The sequence below is a fragment of the Sphingomonas sp. NIBR02145 genome, from assembly GCF_027359115.1.
Taxonomy (GTDB): Bacteria; Pseudomonadota; Alphaproteobacteria; order Sphingomonadales; family Sphingomonadaceae; genus Sphingomonas; species Sphingomonas kyeonggiensis_A.
The window spans coordinates 3,065,648-3,084,540 of the sequence record NZ_CP114791.1; the positions used below are offsets into that span (position 1 = coordinate 3,065,648).

The 18,893-nt window shown below is 66.4% G+C and carries 18 protein-coding genes; 8 read left to right on the forward strand and 10 right to left on the reverse strand.

The window, feature by feature from the left end:
• Positions 1–44 precede the first annotated feature (44 nt).
• Entirely contained in the window at positions 45–1,304 is a 1,260-nt protein-coding gene (locus tag O3305_RS13640) for a GGDEF domain-containing protein (RefSeq protein ID WP_269573047.1), read from the forward strand.
• A 3-nt stretch (positions 1,305–1,307) separates the two neighbouring features.
• Here O3305_RS13640 and O3305_RS13645 read toward each other — a convergent pair whose 3' ends face one another.
• Both O3305_RS13645 and murA read right to left on the reverse strand, forming a co-directional pair.
• On the reverse strand, positions 1,308–2,189 hold the full coding sequence (locus O3305_RS13645; RefSeq protein ID WP_269573048.1) for an alpha/beta hydrolase: 882 nt from the start codon (positions 2,187–2,189) through the stop codon (positions 1,308–1,310).
• Position 2,190: 1 nt separating this feature from the next.
• Positions 2,191–3,474 (reverse strand): UDP-N-acetylglucosamine 1-carboxyvinyltransferase, encoded by a 1,284-nt coding sequence (gene murA, locus O3305_RS13650; protein ID WP_184164208.1) that lies wholly within the window; start codon positions 3,472–3,474, stop codon positions 2,191–2,193.
• A 145-nt stretch (positions 3,475–3,619) separates the two neighbouring features.
• On the opposite strand from murA, the gene O3305_RS13655 reads away from it, so the two are divergent.
• Complete coding sequence (locus tag O3305_RS13655) at positions 3,620–4,354, forward strand: Crp/Fnr family transcriptional regulator (protein WP_269573049.1); 735 nt, start codon at positions 3,620–3,622, stop codon at positions 4,352–4,354.
• 361 nt (positions 4,355–4,715) lie between these two features.
• Here O3305_RS13655 and clpS read toward each other — a convergent pair whose 3' ends face one another.
• The 3 genes from clpS to O3305_RS13670 all read right to left on the reverse strand — a co-directional run bounded on the left by clpS (position 4,716) and on the right by O3305_RS13670 (position 7,896).
• Positions 4,716–5,048 (reverse strand): ATP-dependent Clp protease adapter ClpS, encoded by a 333-nt coding sequence (gene clpS, locus O3305_RS13660; protein ID WP_184165141.1) that lies wholly within the window; start codon positions 5,046–5,048, stop codon positions 4,716–4,718.
• A gap of 228 nt (positions 5,049–5,276) precedes the next feature.
• Positions 5,277–6,029 (reverse strand): phasin family protein, encoded by a 753-nt coding sequence (locus tag O3305_RS13665; protein ID WP_184164205.1) that lies wholly within the window; start codon positions 6,027–6,029, stop codon positions 5,277–5,279.
• A gap of 118 nt (positions 6,030–6,147) precedes the next feature.
• Positions 6,148–7,896, reverse strand: coding sequence for a PHA/PHB synthase family protein (locus O3305_RS13670; protein WP_502958204.1), 1,749 nt, complete (start codon positions 7,894–7,896; stop codon positions 6,148–6,150).
• A 122-nt stretch (positions 7,897–8,018) separates the two neighbouring features.
• Between O3305_RS13670 and O3305_RS13675 the strand changes: the two genes are divergently transcribed.
• From O3305_RS13675 to O3305_RS13685, 3 genes are all read left to right on the forward strand, one after another.
• Positions 8,019–9,224, forward strand: a complete 1,206-nt coding sequence (locus tag O3305_RS13675; protein ID WP_184164199.1) for an LL-diaminopimelate aminotransferase — start codon at positions 8,019–8,021, stop codon at positions 9,222–9,224.
• 12 nt (positions 9,225–9,236) lie between these two features.
• Positions 9,237–10,013, forward strand: coding sequence for a sulfite exporter TauE/SafE family protein (locus O3305_RS13680; RefSeq protein ID WP_269576518.1), 777 nt, complete (start codon positions 9,237–9,239; stop codon positions 10,011–10,013).
• Between the two features lie 130 nt (positions 10,014–10,143).
• The gene (locus O3305_RS13685; protein ID WP_269573051.1) at positions 10,144–10,563 is read left to right on the forward strand and encodes an acyl-CoA thioesterase; all 420 of its coding nucleotides are present in this window, start codon (positions 10,144–10,146) and stop codon (positions 10,561–10,563) included.
• 37 nt (positions 10,564–10,600) lie between these two features.
• Here O3305_RS13685 and O3305_RS13690 read toward each other — a convergent pair whose 3' ends face one another.
• Positions 10,601–11,101 carry a winged helix-turn-helix transcriptional regulator gene (locus O3305_RS13690; RefSeq protein ID WP_184164193.1) on the reverse strand — a complete coding sequence of 167 codons (501 nt, stop codon included), beginning with the start codon at positions 11,099–11,101 and terminating at the stop codon, positions 10,601–10,603.
• Between the two features lie 150 nt (positions 11,102–11,251).
• Between O3305_RS13690 and O3305_RS13695 the strand changes: the two genes are divergently transcribed.
• Entirely contained in the window at positions 11,252–11,563 is a 312-nt protein-coding gene (locus O3305_RS13695) for a CC_3452 family protein (protein WP_184164190.1), read from the forward strand.
• 115 nt (positions 11,564–11,678) lie between these two features.
• Positions 11,679–13,769, forward strand: coding sequence for a RelA/SpoT family protein (locus tag O3305_RS13700; protein WP_269573052.1), 2,091 nt, complete (start codon positions 11,679–11,681; stop codon positions 13,767–13,769).
• Here O3305_RS13700 and O3305_RS13705 read toward each other — a convergent pair.
• The 4 genes from O3305_RS13705 to O3305_RS13720 all read right to left on the reverse strand — a co-directional run bounded on the left by O3305_RS13705 (position 13,766) and on the right by O3305_RS13720 (position 17,128).
• On the reverse strand, positions 13,766–14,203 hold the full coding sequence (locus O3305_RS13705) for a Fur family transcriptional regulator (RefSeq protein WP_269573053.1): 438 nt from the start codon (positions 14,201–14,203) through the stop codon (positions 13,766–13,768). The two genes, O3305_RS13700 and O3305_RS13705, sit on opposite strands and share 4 nt — an antisense overlap.
• Positions 14,154–14,564, reverse strand: coding sequence for a MerC domain-containing protein (locus O3305_RS13710; RefSeq protein WP_269573054.1), 411 nt, complete (start codon positions 14,562–14,564; stop codon positions 14,154–14,156). Before O3305_RS13710 ends, O3305_RS13705 begins: the two co-directional genes overlap by 50 nt.
• Before the next feature lie 58 nt (positions 14,565–14,622).
• A complete protein-coding gene (locus O3305_RS13715; RefSeq protein WP_269573055.1) occupies positions 14,623–16,617 on the reverse strand; it encodes a TonB-dependent receptor domain-containing protein in 1,995 nt (664 codons plus the stop codon).
• 91 nt (positions 16,618–16,708) lie between these two features.
• The gene (locus O3305_RS13720; RefSeq protein ID WP_269573056.1) at positions 16,709–17,128 is read right to left on the reverse strand and encodes a DUF2946 family protein; all 420 of its coding nucleotides are present in this window, start codon (positions 17,126–17,128) and stop codon (positions 16,709–16,711) included.
• Between the two features lie 192 nt (positions 17,129–17,320).
• Here O3305_RS13720 and O3305_RS13725 point away from each other — a divergent pair, with 192 nt between their 5' ends.
• Entirely contained in the window at positions 17,321–18,892 is a 1,572-nt protein-coding gene (locus O3305_RS13725) for a tail fiber domain-containing protein (RefSeq protein ID WP_269573057.1), read from the forward strand.
• The last annotated feature ends 1 nt before the right edge of the window (position 18,893 follow it).

Genomic DNA, 18,893 nt, shown 5'->3' on the forward strand with positions numbered 1-18,893 from the left:
GAGTGGGTATGCCCGTTCGAGCGGGTGCTCTCGGATGGGTGAAGATGAACTCGAAGTCCTCCCAAGCGCTTGACCGGCTGATGCGCGTCGTGCCGGCGGCGCTTGCCGGTTCGGTCGTCCTGATGATGGTCGCGCGCGGCACGAGCATGTTCGTGCAGGGCGAACTCGGCCAGTTCATCGCCTATGCGGTCGAGATGCTGGCCGGCAGCGTCGCCCTGGCGATCCTGGTCTTCGCCACGCCGCGCAACAACGAAGGCCTGGAGCAGCGCCGCCTCGCCGCGGTCGAAGCCGAGGCGGAGCGCCGCCGCGTCCAGCGCCTGCTCCAGATGACCGACATGCTGCAGAGCGCCAATGGCTATGCCGACGCCAATGCCGTGCTGCGCGCCACGGTCGAGACCCTGCTCGCCGGCTTTTGCGGCGCGCTCTACATCTTCAACAATTCGCGCGACCGGCTCGAGCTGTCGACGAGCTGGAACTGGCCGGAGGACGAGCGGCTGCTCAAGACGCTCTCGCCCTCGCTCTGCTGGGCACTCAAGCGCGGCAAGGCGCATATCAACGGCAACGGCCCCGGCATGCTCCGCTGCGAGCATCATGCGTCGGGCCTGACGGTGCTCGAAGTGCCGATGATGGCCCATGGCGAGATCCAGGGCATGCTCAAGGTCGCCACCAGCGCGGAGGACGCCACGGCGCGCCTCGCCGAGATCCGCCCGCTCGCCGAAGCGGTCGCCGACGCGATGTCGCTCGCCGTCTCCAATATCGCGCTGCGCGAGAAGCTGCGCACCCAGGCGCTGCGCGATCCCCTGACCGGGCTCTACAATCGCCGCTACATGGAAGATGCGCTGGAACGCTATGCCAGCCTTGCCGAGCGCAGCGGCACGCCGCTTTCGGCGATCATGATCGACCTCGATCATTTCAAGAAGCTCAACGACGAGCACGGCCATGCGATGGGCGACGCCGTGCTGCGCGCGGTCGCCGGCGCGATCATCGGCGCACTGCGTCCCTCCGATGTCGCCTGCCGCTATGGCGGCGAGGAGCTGGTGGTGATCCTGCCCGAATGCGACCATGCCGATGCGATGCAGATCGGCGAGATGCTGCGCACCCGCATCGAGGCGCTGTCCGCGATCCACGATGCCAGGATCTCGGCTTCGTTCGGTGTCGCCTCGATCCCCGAGACCACCCGCACCGCCGGCGACCTGCTCACCATGGCCGATGCGGCGCTCTATCAGGCCAAGGAGAATGGCCGGAACCAGGTCGCCTCGGCCCATCGCAAGGACCTGCCGCCGATCGCGATCGCGGCGGAATAGCCGCTAGGGCGCCCCGATCGTCCCGCGCAGGAAACCGCTCACCCGCCGGCTCCATTCGGCATCGTGCAGGTTGCTGACCTCGCCGTGGCTCAGCCCCGGCACCAGCCACAGCCCCTTGCGATCCGGCGCCGCCTCGAACAGCGCGCGGGTTTCCGTCGGCGGCGTGTAGCGGTCCGACGCCCCGCCAATCACCAGCACCGGCGCGGTGAAATCGCGGATCGTCGCGATCGGCGCGATGCGCCCGGGCCAGACGCCGTAGCGCGGCAGCGACTGGAAACTGAGCAGCGGCTCGGCGATCGTCCCGCCCACCGGCGTCAGCACCGAAGCCATGCGGTTGTAGATGGCGTGGCGGATGTCCGGGAACACGGCGACCAGCACCAGCGCGTCGGCCGGCACCGGACCGTCGCGCCCGATCAGCGCCGCCGCCCCGCCCAGCGAGACGCCGATCACCGCCACCTTGCCGCGATGCTGCCGCGCCTTCAGCCAGTCGAACGCGGCGCGTGCGTCCAGCCCCTCGTCGAGACCATAGCTGTGATCGGTGATTGTCGATGCGCCATGCCCGCGCAGATCGATCGCCAGCGCCGCATAGCCCTGCGCGACCAGCGCCTCGGCCATCGGCGCGGTCTGGTTGCGCGAGGCGCCGACGCCGTGGAGCAGCAGCACCGCCGGCGCGTTCGCCGTTCGGCCCGGCCAATAGGTGCCGGCGATCGCGACGCCGTCTCGTGCCGTGAGCTTCACCTGCTCGGCCGGCGCCGCTGCCGGCGTCACCACCGATGCATGGCCGGCGGCGATCTTCGAGGCGAGGAACCAGCTTGCGGCAAGCACAAGGGCCGGCAGCAGCGCCGCCGATCCCATCGCCAGCCTGATGCCCCGCCCCCGCGGCATCCTAGCCGTCGCCGACGCGCTCGATATCGGCGCCCACGGCCTGCAGCTTCTCCTCGAGCCGCTCATAGCCGCGGTCGAGATGATAGACGCGATTGACCTGGGTCTCGCCCTCGGCGGCCAGGCCGGCAAGGATCAGGCTCATCGAGGCCCGCAGGTCGGTTGCCATCACCTGGGCACCGACCAGCCTGGTCGGCCCGTGCACCACGGCGGTGCGGCCGCGCACGTCGATATGCGCGCCCATGCGGGCGAGCTCGGGCACGTGCATGTAGCGGTTCTCGAAGATCGTCTCGGTGAACACGCTGGCGCCCTCGGCAACCAGCTGCATCGCCATGAACTGCGCCTGCATGTCGGTCGCGAAGCCCGGGAAGGGCGCGGTCGACAGCGTCAGCGGCTTGAGCGGGCCATTGGCCGCGACGCGGATGCCGCCCTTGGTCTCCTCGACCGTGACGCCGGCCTGCACGAGTGCATCGAGAGTCGCGCGCATGTCGTTCGCCTCGGCGCCGACCAGCTCGACGTCACCGCCGGTGATCGCGGCGGCGCACGCATAGCTGCCCGCCTCGATCCGGTCGGGCATCACCGCATAGGTCGCCCCGTGCAGACGATCGACGCCTTCGATCTCCAGCCGCTCGGTGCCGATGCCACTGATCTGCGCGCCCATCGCGACGAGCAGGTTGCACAGGTCGACGATCTCCGGCTCGCGCGCCGCGTTGTCGAGCACGGTGGTGCCCTTGCAGGTCACCGCCGCCATCAGCGCATTCTCGGTCGCGCCGACCGAGACCACCGGGAAGCTGAAGCGCCCGCCCTTGAGTCGCCCGCCCGGCGCGCTTGCCTTCACATAGCCGGCAGCGATCTCGATCTCAGCGCCCATCGCCTCGAGCGCCTTCAGGTGCAGGTCGATCGGGCGGTTGCCGATCGCGCAGCCGCCGGGCAGCGAGACGGTCGCCTCGCCGGCACGGCCGAGCAGCGGACCCAGCACCAGGATCGAAGCGCGCATCTTCCGCACGATGTCATAGGGCGCGACCGTCGAGGTCAGCTTGCCCGCGCGCACCGTCATCACCCGCCCGAAATCGGTCGGCCGCGTGCCCTCGATCGCCGTCGAGGCGCCCAGCTCGTTGAGCAGGTGGCCGAAGCTGTCGACGTCGGCCAGGCGGGGCAGGTTGCGCAGCGTCAGCGGCTCGTCGGTGAGCAGCGCGCAGGGCATCAGCGTGAGCGCGGCGTTCTTGGCGCCGGAGACGGGAATCTTGCCGGAGAGGCGATTGCCGCCACGAATGAGAATACGGTCCATGCCGGGCTTCTAGTCGCTCGCCCGCTGCACGCAAGTCTGAGGGGGCGCTCCGCTCGGGTGCAGGCGTTTTTTGCGCCCTTGATCGATTTTAATGCATTGATTCAATTGCACTGCTTTGCATCGGCGCGTGGGGGGAAGCCATCGCGTGTCCGGCAGTTGTTTTGCGGAAAAGCTGAGCGAGCTGATCGATCTGACCGAGATCGAGCAGAATGCGCTCGAAAAACTGGAGGAACGCCAGCGGCATGTGCGTCGCGGGGCGGTGCTCCAGCGTGAGAATGAGGGCTGCAGCGAGCTCTACATCCTGCGCAAGGGCCTGATGATGAGCTATGTGCTGCTCGACGACGGCAGCCGCCAGATCCTGCGCTTCATGTTCCCGGGGGACATGCTCGGCGTCTCCAGCGCCGTCTATCAGGAAGCCCCCGAGACACTCGCCGCGCTTTCGGACTGCGTCGTATGCCCGTTCGATCGCGGCGTGCTGTCGGATCTGATGCTCGCCCATCCCCGCCTCTCGGCGATGGTGTTCGTCTATTCGCAGATCGAGCGGGTGGCGCTCACCGACCGGCTCGCCGCGCTCGGCCGCACCAGCGCCAAGGCGCGCGTCGCCGCGCTGCTGCTCGAGCTGCGCAATCGCCTGCGCGCCACCGACAAGAGCCTGGCCAATGTCTTCTCGCTGGGACTGACGCAGGAGGAAGTGGGGGACGCCACCGGGTTGACCGCCGTGCACGTCAACCGGATGCTGCGCCAGCTCGAGGAGGAGCATCTGATCGCGCGCGAAGGCGGTCGCGTCACCTTGCTCGACGAACGCGCGCTCGCCCGCGCCGCCAATTACGTCAATCGCTATGAAGGGCTCGATCTCAGCTGGCTCCCCGGGGCGCGCTGAGCGGCATCCATCGATTCTCGGAAAAAGTCGGGCCGGACGTCAGCGGTGACAAGTCGCGCCGTCCGGCCCTGCGTTCCCGCCCAAAACCCCCCGGTTCCCAGGAACTGAGGGCCTTTTACCGATTCGCCCCGAAGCTGTGTCGCCCGGAAAAACGCCTACGCGGACAAGCCCTTAGGCGGGGGTGTAACGATCAAAGGGCCCGTCATCACGGGTCCAGCGGGCGATCATACGCCGTTCCCCGGCGGAGGCCGGGATCCAGTATCAACGAACGGTCGACGGCGCCGGAGACTCTCGAACTGCACTGCGGCTGGGCCCCGGCCTTCGCCGGGGAACTCCAATCACGCGAAAAGTCGGGAAAGGATCAGGCCTTTTCCAGCGTGCACTGGAGCGGATGCTGATTCTGCCGGGCGAACTCGATCACCTGGCTCACCTTGGTCTCGGCGACTTCATAGCTGAACACCCCGCACACGCCCACGCCGCGCTGGTGGACGTGGAGCATCACCCGAGTCGCCTCTTCCATGTCCATCCGGAAGAAGCGCTGCAGGCACAGCACGACGAACTCCATCGGCGTGTAATCGTCGTTGAGCATCAGCACCCGATAGGGCGTCGGCTTCTTGGTGCGCGTGCGAGTACGCGTGGCGAGGCCGATCGAGGGGTTGTTGCCCCGATCGTCGTCATTGCCGTCCTCGGCCATGCGCAGCGGCATGTTGGTGTCGAATGTCACGGGATCTGTCACGCCGCGGAAAATATGGGCTCGCGTCCCCAAGGGCAAGGCCACGCCGCACGCGTAAACCCTGATTGAGAACAGCCGGGTGCTTTTCGCAAAAGGAAAGGGCGGCCCTTCCCGAAGGAAGGCCGCCCTGATCCTGTGTCTTCCGGCGCCGATTTGTCCGGCTTGCGCCGGTTGGCGGGAAGCGCCGGCTTACGCCGCGGTCTTCACCTTCTCGGCGGCGACGGCAACGCGGTTCGACAGCGGCTGGGCCGCGTCGCTGGCGAGCTTGATCAGCGCCTCGGTGTTCTTCGAAGCCTCGGCGACGTACGAGTCGAACGCGCCGCGGAAATAGTCGCTCTGCAGCTTGAAGAAGTCGGCCGGCGTCTTGGCCGACGAGAAGCTCTTCAGCGCGGCGGTCGCGCTTTCGAAGCTCTTGCGGCTATACTCGGCGGCGTCCTGGCCAAGGCCTTCGAAGCCCTTGGCGGCGATGCGGCCCGACTCGACGAGTGCCTCAACATTGCCCTTGGCGAAGTCATTGGCTTCCTCGACCAGCTTGGTCGACTTCTCGACAGCGGCCTTGGTGCGGTCGTTCCACTCGGCGAACAGAGCCTGGGCCTTGCCGGTGGCGTTCTCGATGGTGGTCATCACTTTTTCCTTCACTGCCGGCGCGGCGACCGTCTCTTCGACGATCTCCACGGCGGTGGTTGCGGTTTCCGTGACGGCCTCGACGATCGGCTCGACCACGGCTTCAACAGTTTCAGTCACTTCCTGCGTTGCGTCCGCAAGGACCGGTGCCGGCTCGGCGACGGGGGCTTTCACGATCGTCTCGACGATCGGTTTGGCAACCTTCTCCTGCACGGGCGTCTCAGCCTTGGGCGCAGCAACCTTCGCCGGCGCGGCCTTGGCGCGCGCCGCAGGCTTCGGAGCGGCTGGCTTGCCGGTCTTCGGTCCCTTGGTGGCCATGATATGCCTTCCCTAAAAGCTATTGCTGCGATGCAACATGTAGGCTTTTCCGGCAGGCATTGCAAGCATTATTGTGCAGTGCACAAAAATACACAAAGCGTTCAAATTAGATGATAAATCAGCGCGTACGCACGTAGCTGCCGGGCGCATCTTCCAGCGCCGCAAGCTTCCCCTTGCCGGGCACGCGAGCGCCCTTTGGCGGCACCTTTTCCGAATCGATTGCTGCAAGCCATTCGATCCAGTCGGGCCACCAGCTCCCCTTAGTCTCTTTTGCGCCCGCAAAGAACTCCGCGAGCGTCTCAACCTTGTCCGAATTGGTCCAATACTGGTATTTTTGCGCCGAAGGGGGGTTCACCACCCCCGCGATATGGCCGGAGCCCGCCAGCACGAACTTGAGCGGCCCCTTGAAGTAATGGGTCATCTTCCAGACGCTCTGCGCCGGCGCGATATGGTCCTCGCGTCCGGCCTGGACATAGGTCGGCGTCAGCACCTTTGAGAGGTCGAGCGGCGTCCCGTTGATCGTCAGCGCGCCGGGCTGGACCAGCTTGTTGTCGCGGTACAGGTCGGTCAGGTAGCTCATGTGCCAGCGTGCCGGCAGGTTGGTCACGTCCGAGTTCCAGTGGAGCAGGTCGAACGGGGCATAGTCCTTGCCCATCAGGTAGTTGTTGGTGACGTAGTTCCAGATCAGGTCGCGGCCGCGCAGCAGGTTGAACGTCGCCGCCATGTAGCGCCCGTCGAGAAAGCCGTCGGCGCTCAGGTTGCGGATCATCGCCAGCTGGTCGTCATCGACGAACATGCCGAGCTCGCCGGCCTCGGAGAAATCGACCTGCGCGGTGAAGAAGGTCGCGCTCGCCACCTTCCTTGCCTCGCCCCGCGCATGCAGCACCGCCAGCGTCGCCGCGAGCGTGGTGCCGGCGACGCAATAGCCGATCGTGTGCACGCCCTCGACGCCGAGCAGATCGCGGACCGTGTCGATCGCGTCGATCTGCCCGCCTTCGACGAAATCGTCCCACACCACGTCCTTCATCGTGGCATCGGCGGACTTCCAAGAGACGACGAACACGGTCAGCCCCTGCTCCACCGCCCAGCGGATGAAGCTCTTCTCGGGGTTGAGATCGAGGATGTAGAAGCGGTTGATCCAGGGCGGGAAGATCAGCAGCGGGGTGGCGTAGACCTGCTTGGCGCCCTCGGCCGGCGCATAATGGATCAGCTCGTAGAGCGGCGTGCGCTTGACCACCTTGCCCGGCGTCATCGCCAGGTTGCGGCCCAGCTCATAGGCGCCTTCCGCCGTCTGGGTCATCTGGCCCTTGGCCATGTCGCCCATCATGTTGGACAGGCCCTTGAGCAGACTCTCGCCCTTGGTCTCGACGATCTTCTCGAGCACTTCGGGATTGGTCGCCGGGAAGTTGGTCGGGCTCAGCGCATCGATGAATCCCCTGGTCGCGAAGCGCACCTGCTCCTTCTGTTTCGAATCCATCCCCTCCATCGCGTCGATGCCACGCAGCATGTGATCGGCGATCACGAAATAGCTCTGGCGCAGGAAGTCGAACACCGGCTCCTCGCGCCATTGCGGCGCCTTGAAGCGCTTGTCGCGCGCCTGCTCGGGCGATTCCTCGAAAGGCTCGGCATGGCTCGGGTCGAGGAAGCGCTGCCACAGCTTCATCGTGTCCGCCCAGAAATCGGTGCTCGCCTTCACCGCCGCCGTCGGATCGAGCAGCGCGCCGAACGGCGGCGCCGCCGGCATGTGCTCCACCCAGTCGAAGCCGTGTTCCAGCATCATCTGCTGGGCCCGCCCCAGCACCCAGGTCCAGTGCTGCAGGTCTTCCAGGTCGGGAATCGGCGGGGTCGTCGTCTCGGCCATGCGCATCCTCTTCAAGCGCTGCTTTAGCGCACCACATCCAACTCGTCATTCCCGCAGACGCGAACATGGCGTAGGGAACCCGAACGGTACAGCGTCGTGCCGCGCTCCAACCCCTGAGAGATGAGGAAATGTCCGAAGAATTCTACCGCATGAAGCGCCTGCCCCCGTATGTCATCGCCGAAGTGAATGCGATGCGGGCAGCGGCGCGTGCGGCGGGAGAGGACATCATCGATCTCGGCATGGGCAACCCGGACCTGCCGCCGCCGCCACACGTGATCGAGAAGCTGGTCGAAGTCGCGCAGAAGCCCGATGCGCACGGCTATTCCCAGTCGCGCGGCATTCCCGGCCTGCGCCGCGCCCAGGCGAATTACTACGCCCGCCGCTTCGGGGTCGAGATCGACCCCGAGACCGAAGTCGTGGTGACCATGGGCTCGAAGGAGGGCCTGGCCAGCCTCGCCACCGCGATCACCGCGCCGGGCGACGTCGTGCTGGCACCCAACCCCAGCTACCCGATCCACACCTTCGGCTTCATCCTCGCCGGCGCGACGATCCGCGCGGTGCCGACCACGCCGGACGAGCATTATTTCGAGAGCCTCGAGCGCGCGATCGCCTTCACCGTGCCGCGCCCCTCGATCCTGGTGGTCAACTATCCGTCGAACCCGACGGCGGAGACGGTCGACCTCGCCTTCTACGAGCGGCTCGTCGCCTGGGCGCGCGAGAACAAGGTGTGGATCCTTTCCGACCTCGCCTATTCCGAGCTCTATTTCGACGGCAAGCCGACTGTCTCGATCCTGCAGGTCAAGGGCGCCAAGGACGTGGCAATCGAGTTCACCTCGCTCTCCAAGACCTATTCGATGGCCGGCTGGCGCATGGGATTCGCGGTGGGCAACAAGAAGCTGATCGCGGCGATGACCCGAGTGAAGTCGTATCTCGACTACGGTGCCTTCACGCCGATCCAGGCCGCTGCCTGCGCAGCGCTTAACGGCCCGCAGGACATCGTCGAGGCGAACCGCCAACTCTACCACAAGCGCCGCGACGTGCTGGTCGAAAGCTTCGGCCGCGCCGGCTGGGATATCCCCAGCCCGCCCGCCTCGATGTTTGCCTGGGCACCGCTGCCCCCGGCGCTGGCGCATCTCGGCAGCCTCGAATTCTCCAAGCAGCTGCTCACCCATGCCAAGGTCGCGGTCGCGCCCGGCGTCGGGTACGGCGAGAATGGCGAGGGCTTTGTGCGCATCGCGATGGTCGAGAACGAGCAGCGCCTGCGCCAGGCGGCGCGCAACGTGAAGCAGTATCTGAAGTCGATGGGCGTCAACACCCCGGCAAAGGCAGGCTGAGCCCAGCCAGTGCTGCATATCGACCTGCTCTATTCGCTGGCCGGGATCCTGGTCGGCCTGCTTGTCGGGCTGACCGGGGTTGGCGGCGGATCGCTGATGACGCCTTTGCTCGTCCTCGCCTTCGGCTTCCACCCGGCCACCGCGGTCGGCACCGACCTGCTCTATGCCTCGGGCACCAAGGCGGTCGGCACCGCCGTTCATGGCTGGCGCGGCTCGGTCGATTGGCGAGTGGTCCGCCGGCTGGCGACCGGTAGCGTACCCGCGACGATCCTCACCTTGCTCTATCTCGCCGCCGCCCACCGCGACGCCAAGGATACCGGGCACCTGATCTCCGTCATTCTCGGCGCCACGCTGGTATTCACCGCAGTTGCAGTGCTGTTCCGTGTCCAGATCGTCCGCGCCGCGGGCCGGCGCTTCGCCAAGCTCGACGAGCAGGTGGTGGCGGCGCTCACCGTGCTGCTCGGCGTGGTACTTGGCGTGCTGGTCTCGCTCACCTCGGTCGGCGCCGGCGCGCTGGGGATGACCGCCCTGCTCGTCCTCTATCCCGGCTCGCCGGTCGCCCGGCTGGTTGGCTCGGACATAGCGCACGCCGTGCCGCTCACCTTCATCGCCGGGCTCGGCCACTGGTCGATGGGCTCGGTCGATCTGAACCTGCTGGTGGCGCTGCTGCTCGGCTCGATCCCCGGCATCGTCGTCGGCAGCCTTATCGCGACCCGCGTGTCCGACCGGGTGCTCACGCCGATCCTGGCGACGGTGCTGGCGATCGTCGGCGTCAAGCTGCTGACCTAGCCTTCCCTCCTGTTCCCCGGAAGCCGGGGCCCAGGGCCTCAGGCGACACGGAAGCGAAATCCTGCCCCCCGGCCTTCGCCGGGGAACCGCCCAGGTTGACGCGCCGCCCACACCGCGCCAACCCACCGCCATGCGCCCAGGCTTCCAATTCTCCACCCGCTTCCGTGTCCGCTATTCCGAGATCGACGGGCAGAAGATCGTCTTCAACTCGCGCTATCTCGAATATGCCGACGTCACCCTCGGCGAATTCTGGCGCTGGGCGGACCTGGGCGATATCGGCCCCGACTGGCTCGACGCCGAGTTCAACGTCGTCAGAGCGCGCGTGGATTACCGCAAGCCCTTCGTCTTCGACGACATGGTGGAAGGCTTCGCCCGCGTCGAGCGCATCGGCACCTCGAGCATGACGATGCGCATCGAACTCTGCCACGCCAGTACCGGCGAGCTGCACACCGAGATCGAGATGGTCAGCGTCCATGTCGACCTGGAAACGCGCAAGTCGAAGCCGATCCCGGATGGCGTCCGCGCCCGGCTGGAGGCGTTGGGCGGTTAACCTTCAGTCCTTCCCCGCCAGGGGGAGGATAAGAGATTTACTCCGCCGCCTTCACCTCGGCCAGTTCCTCGTCGCGCACAACGTCCTCGGGCAGCGCCCAGAGCAGGTCGCCCTTGCCCAGCGCGCGCCCGTCATGGCTCAGCACCTGCACCGGCCGGATCGGGCGGCTGTCGCGGGCATCGACCAGCACTGGATAGGCCGGGGTGCCGGTCTCCCAGCGCTCGCCCCATTGCCTGAGCGCGATCATCGCCGGCAGCAGCGCATAGCCTTTGTCGGTCAGGCGATATTCGATCTTGCGGCGATCGTCGGCGCAGGGCTCGCGGACCAGGATTCCCTTGTCGACCAGACGCGCCAGCCGATTGGCGAGGATGTTGCGCGCGATGCCCAGCTCGGACTGGAATTCCTCGAAATGGTGAAGCCCGTTGAACGAGCCGCGCAGGATCAGGAACGACCAGCGCTCGCCCATCGCTTCCAGTGCCGCCGGAAGGCTGCAGTCATTCGCCAGCTGGCGCAGGGACTCTCGAATGGCACCACCCATGACTTGTCACCCTATCGCAATTTATGACGCTACGGAATGCCGTAACTTCTTGCATTGCAGCAATAGTTTCTCGTTGCAACTTACCTTTATGTCAATTAGATATTGAGTCGCAACACCCGTTGCAGTGTGATTCGACCCCAGGAGGTTTCCATGACCCGCTTCTTCGCCGCAGCGGCCGCGGCCACGCTGGCCCTCGTCCCCGCCGCCGGCATCGCGCAGGGTGCCCCGAACGGCTATTACGCCGCCACTCCGGTGAGCGCGCCGGCCAAGGCCAGCCTCGTCACCCGCTCGACCCTCTGGAAGTGCAATGGCGGCACCTGCACCGCCGCCAAGGCCAATGCCCGCGACGGCATCGTCTGCGAGCTCGTCGCCCGTGAAGTCGGCAAGCTTTCGGCCTTCCGCGCCAATGGCACCGATTTCGACGCCGCCAGCCTCGAGAAGTGCAACGCCAAGGCGCACTGAGCCTATGGCGCCGGCGCCACACCAGTTCGGCTAAAGTGATTGAGCGCGGTCCGAAATTCCCGGATCGCGCTCAATTTCATTGCAAAGCAGCAGCGCCGCGCCCCATTTAGATATCGTGCTGCGTCAATATGAACTTGTAGACCGGGTCCTCAGCTACGACCCCGATGCCGATGAAGCTATGCTCAACCGGGCCTATGTCTTCTCGGTGAATGCGCACGGCACCCAGAAGCGCGCCTCGGGCGACCCTTATTTCAGCCACCCGATCGAAGTGGCCGGCATCCTCACCGACCTGCACCTCGATGACGAGACGATCGTCACGGCGATCCTGCACGACACGGTGGAAGACACGGTTGCCACGCCCGAGGACATCCAGCGCCTGTTCGGCGACAATGTCGCGCGCATGGTCGATGGCGTCACCAAGCTCTCCAAGATCGAGGCGCAGACCGAGAGCGAACGCGCCGCCGAGAATCTGCGGAAATTCCTGCTCGCCATGTCGGACGATGTCCGCGTGCTGCTCGTCAAGCTGGCCGACCGGCTGCACAACATGCGCACGCTGGTCCACATCAAGAACCCGGACAAGCGCAAGCGCATCGCCCGCGAGACGATGGAGATCTACGCGCCGCTCGCCGAGCGGATCGGCATGTACGAGTTCATGAAGGAGATGCAGACGCTCGCCTTCCGGGAGATCGAGCCCGAAGCCTATGAATCGATCTCCAAACGGCTCGACAGCCTCAAGGTCGAGGGCGAGGACCGGATCGCCAAGATCTCCTCGGGCCTGAAACTGCTCCTCTCGCGCGGCGGCATCGATGCCGAGATCACCGGCCGCGAGAAGCATCCCTATTCGATCTGGAAGAAGATGTCGGAGCGGCACGTGTCGCTCGAACAACTTTCGGACATCATGGCCTTCCGCGCGATCGTCGATACCGAAGAGGAATGCTATCGCGCGCTTGGCGTGATCCACCGCCGCTGGCCGATGGTGCCGGGCCGGTTCAAGGATTACATCTCCACGCCGAAGCGCAACGGCTATCGCTCGCTGCACACCACGATCATGCATGCTGGCGACACGCGCATCGAGATCCAGATCCGCACGCGCGACATGCATGCCCAGGCCGAGTACGGCCTCGCCGCCCACTGGGCCTACAAGACCAGCAATGTCCGTCCGGATACCCAGGTCAGCTGGATCAAGGACCTGATCGAAATCCTCGAGCATGCCGACAGCCCCGAGGAACTGCTCGAGCATACCCGGATGGCGATGTACCAGGACCGGATCTTCGCCTTCACGCCGAAGGGCGAGCTTATCCAGTTGCCCAAGGGCGCGACGCCGATCGACTTCGCCTATGCGGTGCACTCGAACCTGGGCGACCAGGCGGTGGGCGCCAAGATCAATGGCCGCGTCGTGCCGCTGCGCACCGAGATCGAGCAGGGCGACCAGGTCCAGATCCTCCGCTCCAAGGCGCAGGAGCCGCAGGCCAACTGGCTCAACTTCGCGATCACCGGCAAGGCGCGCGCGGCGATCCGTCGCCATATCCGCCTGAAGGAGCGCGAGGAGACGATCGCGCTCGGCCGCAAGCTCTATGACGAGATCGTCGAGCGCCTGCCGACGCCGCCGGGCGAAAGCGCGATCCCCGATGCGCTCAAGCGCCTCAAGGTCCAGGACGAGGCGACGCTGATGGAAGCGATCGCGCGCCGCCAGTTCACCGATTTCCAGGTGATGGAAGCGCTGATGCCCGGCTCGACCGAGGGCGAGGACGAGCATGACCTGCCGCCGCAGCAGCACGCGATCGAGATCAAGGGCCTCACGCCCGGCGTGGCCTTCCATTTCTCGCCCGATTGCCGCCCGGTGCCTGGCGACCGCATCGTCGGCATCCGCCGCCCCGGCGAGCCGATCGAGGTCCACCGCATCGATTGCCCGAGCCTGGCCGACACGATCGAGGAAGACTGGGTCGATCTGACCTGGGGCGACAAGGCCGAGGGCGGCATCGCTCAGATCGAGATCACGCTCAAGAACGAGCCCGGCGCGCTCGGCGCGGTCGCCACGCTGATCGGCCAGCAAAAGGCGAACATCCTCGGCCTGCGCATGGATAATCGCGACACCACGTTCCACACCAACACGATGGACCTGGAAGTGCGCAATGCCGCGCATCTGATGCGCCTGCTCGCGGCGCTCCGCGCAGCCGATGTGGTGAGCTCGGCCGAGCGGAGCTAGGCCGGGTTCCGCCCTGCGCACCTGCCGCAGAGCCCCGGCACCTCGATCACGCTGCGCACGTCGCGCATCCCCGCCTCAGTCGCCCCCGCCTCCAGCCGCGCGAACAGTTCCGGACACGCCACCGCGTGCACCGTCCCGCAGCCGCGACACCAGAACAGCATCGCTGGCGCCGGACCGGCCGGCACATAGCCGCCCGCGACCAGCACCTTGCACGCCTCGCCCGCGTCGATCAGCCGCTTGAGCGCGCGATAGACCTGACTCGGCGGCACCACTTCGCCCGTGTCGAGCAGCATTTCGACCAGCTCGAGCCCGGTCAGCGGCCGTGGGTAGCGCAGCTCGAGCAGCCGCAGCACCCGCTCGTGGAGGAAGCCGGCGCCGCGCTTCCTACCCGCCATGCGGCCGCCCGCCATGGCGCCGCCGCCAGTTGCCGACATGCGCGGCGACCAGGCTGATGCTCCCCGCCATCGTCGCCAGCGTCTCGTATCGCCCGCCCTCCAGCAGCAACGCGCCGACAGCCAGCAGGGCCAGCCCGATCGTGCCGGCGAGGACCGGCCACAACGCCCGGTGTTGACGGAAGCCGAAGAACAATGCCGATCCCGAAGCCGGCACGGCAAAGGCGAGCAGCCACAGATGCAGGCTCTCGGGGAGCGCGAGCACGCGCGACAATGCCGGCAGCACCGCCAGCAGCAGCGGCAGCCCGGCGCAATGGATCAGGCACAGGATCGACGCACTCGCCGCCGCCCGCTCGAACCAGTCGAGCCGCGACACGCCCCTCTCCCGCGGTACGCAACGCATGGGAATCTCCCTGCACGGCACCGCCGCCGCGAACCCGTCACGGCGGCGGCACGGCGGCTCAGAAGGTGGCGACGCGCAGCACGAAGCGGACGGTGCGCCCCGGCATCACCACATCTTCCTTGTTGAAGGCCGATGCGTTGCGGATCACGTCGTTGGTCAGGTTCTGGCCCACGATCGCCAGCTCGATCCCGGGCTGGCTCTTGAACGGCCGCACCGCCAGATTGGCGCTGAGGTTGTTGTAGCCGTCGGTCGGGGTGTCGAAGACGCCGAACTTGTCCTGTTCGCCGACATGCATCCACAGGAAGCCGGCATCGAACCGGTCGCTCTTCCAGTTGAGCCCGCCACCGATCCGGTAAGGCGGGATGCGCGGGACATTATTGCCGTCGTCGAGCTTGGCGCGGGTATAATCGCCCAGCACATGTGCCTCGAGCCCGCCGGCCGCAGTCTTGAACAGCTGGTAGCGCAGGTCGCCCTCCAGCCCCCAGAAATGCGCGCCCTGCTGGTCGTAGTTGAGCTCCTTCAGCTCCTCGCTGTCGCCGACCACGCACGCGCCGTCATCGTCGCAGGTCCGCCCGGTCAGGTCGCCATAGATGTAGTTGTGGAACCAGGTGCCATAGACGCTGCCTTCGAAGCGGAACGGCCCGGAGTTCACCCGGATCGTGCCTTCGAGCGAATTGGCCCGCTCGATCTTGAGCGCGGGGTCGCCCGTCTCGAAAGTCTGCGGCCCGTCATGCCCGCCGCGCGCGAACAGCTCGGTCAGCGCCGGCGCGCGGCCCGTGCTCGAGAAGGTCACGCCCAGCTTCACTGCCGGCGTCACTTCGAGCAGCGCGCCGATCGCCCCGCTCAACGGCGTATAGTCGCGCCTGGTGAACACGTCCGATGCCGGCGTGCCCTCGATATGGACATTCTCCACCCGCCCGCTCGCCTGGATGTGCAGCACACCGCTCAGCGGGATCTCGGTGAACAGATAGGCCGCTTCGCTCTGCGACGTCGCCGGCGACAAATACGAGCTGTCTGCGCCGATCGCCGAGAAGTCGCGGTGGCCCACCTGGATGCCGAGCGCGGTCTTGGAGAGGAAGCCGATCTGGCCGAGCAGCAGCTCGGCGCGGCTGTCGAACTCCTTGTTCTTGAAGGTCGTGTTGACCGAGCCGTCCGGGTTCTTCTCCTGGTGCTGGTAATCGCCATAGCTGGCATCGACGTCGAGCGACTTGAGCAGACCGTCGCCCAGCGCGAACGACGAGCGGCCGATCACCTTGGTCTGGCGCATGTCGATCCAGGCGGTGTCGGCCGGGATGCCGTATTCGCTGTCGTAGTGGATCACCGCGGCGCCGATATGGCTGCCCTTGTCCGGCCCGAAGAACACCGAACCACCCAGCGACCCGCCCCAGCCGCGCACGAAGCTGTTCTCCTGCGTGCCGAGCGGCGTCTCATAGTCGCCGGCATGCCGATAGAAACCGTCGGCGTGCAGCGCGAGGTCGCCGGCCTTGGCATCGACGAGGCCCGCCGTCTGCCAGGTATCGGCATTGGTCGCATAGCTGCCGCTCAGCTCGCCCGACAGGTCCTTGGTCGGCAGCTCGGTCGGCACGCGGTTGTTGAGCACATTGACCACGCCGCCGATCGCCTGGCTGCCATAGCGCAGCGTCGCGGCACCGCGCACAACCTCGATGCGCTGCGCCGAGAGCGGATCGATCGGCACGCCGTGATCGGGGCCGATATCGGAGACGTCGGAAGCGCTGCTGCCATCCTCGAGCATGCGCACGCGCGTCGCGTCCATGCCGCGGATGATCGGCCGGCTCGCGCCCGAGGCAAAGCCGGTGCCGGCGATCCCGGGCACCTGGCTCAGCGCATCGGCGATATTGCCGCCGCCGGTCTGGACGATCGTGTCGCGATCGACCGTGGCGACGATCGTCGGCGTCTGCGAGCCCAGCGGCGATCCGGTGACGATGATCGTGTTGCTGTCAGGCTTGGGCGGCGAGGCAGGCGCGTCCTGCGCGGAAGCGACGGCCGGGATCAGGGCAGCGGAAGCCGCGCCCAGCAGGAAGAGATAGCGCATGTAGACAAACTCCAAGGACCTTGGCGCCGGGCGCGCATCAGCGGCCCGGCGGGGTGCGAGGGCATGCTCTGCCCTTCGCGACTATGTGGGTTCAGGCCTTGGAGCGGAGGGGCGGCGCGCGACTGCGCCAGGCATGCGATTGCTGGCGCAGCGCCAGCGCGAGCAGCAGGGTGACGGCAAACCAGGCGGCAAGTGCCGCCGGCGGCTGGAAGGCGATCGGCGCGGGCAGCAGATAGGCGCCGCCATGCGCGATTTCCTGGCAGATCGGGCAATTGTCCGGCGTATCGGCCGGCGCCTGCCCACCCTTCTCGACGCGGGTCCCGCCCAGCTGCTGGACGGACAGCGCAAGCGAAACGCCAGCTTGCCCGAAATGCCGATGGGTCTGGGTGACGAAGCTCTGCCAGCCAAAGGCGAACAGCGTAAGCAGCAGCATCGCCGCCCAGAGCGCGCGCAGGCCGGCAAGCCGACCTCCGCCACGCGCCCAGGCGCTCCGCTGATACCGCAAGCTCATATCGCCAACACGACCATAGCGCGCCGCCGCACATGCCGCAGCGCAAAAATCACCGTTATGTTGTACTATTACATTGGTCAAGCCCATTGCCCGTCATCCGCCGGCCCGGCGCCCTTGATTCCGGCGCTTGCAATGTAGGATTCTGACTAAGAACATAATGGGAACATCGATTCGCAACCAAAGGAGATCGCGATGTCCCTGCCTTCCTTCCCCACCACTCCGACCACGATCACCACACCGATCGTCATCAAGGGCGACCTCGGCGGCCCCGCGGCGCTGGACGCCGGCAACGTCAAGATTACGTCGACGCAGGATGGGCCGGCGCTGAAGCTGGGCGACCTGAGCGATCCGGCTCCGGAATATCGGCTGAACCTCCGGCTCCATAACCTCAATCTCACCGGTCCGGACCGCAGCACGACGACCAGCTCGGTCGGCATCGCCGTCAACGACACCGCCGATGTCTATGTCCAGGACGGCCTGATCTCGAGCTATGACTACGCCCTGAAAACCACCGGTGGCCTGATCAGCGACTTTTACGGCCTGACGCTTCGCGACAGCGGCTTCGGCTTCCACCTGAGCGAAACGGCCAGCTTCGCGCCCAACAGCCTGGGCTTTTTCGGGCTCCGCGCGATCAACAATGATCGCGGCGGCTATTCGCACGCCAATCCGAACGGCATCGTCAACTTCTTCAATTCCGAGATCGAAGGCAACAACCAGCTCGGAACCGACAGCGACGGGATCAAGGTCACCGAACATGACGATGCCGGCAACATCAACTATTTCGGCTCGCACTTCGAAGCCAATCCCGGCCAGTACAACCTCTACTACAACGGCGCCGACACCACGAAGAACCTGCTGATGGCAGGGTGCCAGGTCGTCGCCGGCGCCGCCCGGCAGGTGCATGTCGAGCGCGGCCGCGCCACCCTGATCGCATCCCGCATCGCCACCGGCGGAAAGCTCGGCACCTATTTCGGTGCCAACGCTTCGGGCACGCTGATCGACGTCGAGGGCGATATCAACGGTACCTTGTCCGGCGTGGTCTGCATCCGCTCGGGCCGCATCGGCTTCGGCATCAACCCGACACCGAGCGATCCCTGCATCAATATCCAGTCCGCCAGCATCGTCGCGGCATCGAACATCGCGGCGAACTTCCGATCGGATGTCGTCCAGCTCCGTTTCGAAAGGGCGAACGGCACCCGGGTCGGCTATTTCCAGACCTCGGCCACCGGCGATCATTATCTCACCAACGACAATGCGGCCGGCGGCATCGCCCTGGGCGGCCATGGCGTGACGCTGCTCTTCGTCGGTCGCGGCGGCGGCAATGCGATCGAGCCAGGTGCGGATAATACCGTCACCAACGGCTCCGGGCCGCTGCGCTGGTCGACCATCTATGCCGCCAGCGGCACGATCTCCACCTCCGACGCCAATGCCAAGGAGCAGATCCGCGACCTCGACGCGGCGGAGCGCGCGGCCGCCATCCGCTGCAAGGCGCTGGTCCGCGCCTACAAGTTCCGGGACGCCGTCGCGGACAAGGGCGACGATGCCCGGTGGCATTTCGGCGTCATCGCGCAGGAGGTGCGGGACGCCTTTGCCCAGGAAGGGCTGGACGCCCACGCCTATGGCCTCTTCTGCCACGACACATGGGCGGATCAGCCGGAGCTTCTGGACGATGACGACAACGTCCTGAGGCCCTTCGTGCCGGGCGGGGAGCGCTACAGCCTGCGCTACGAGGAGTTGCTGACCTTCATGCTCGCCGCGCTGTAAC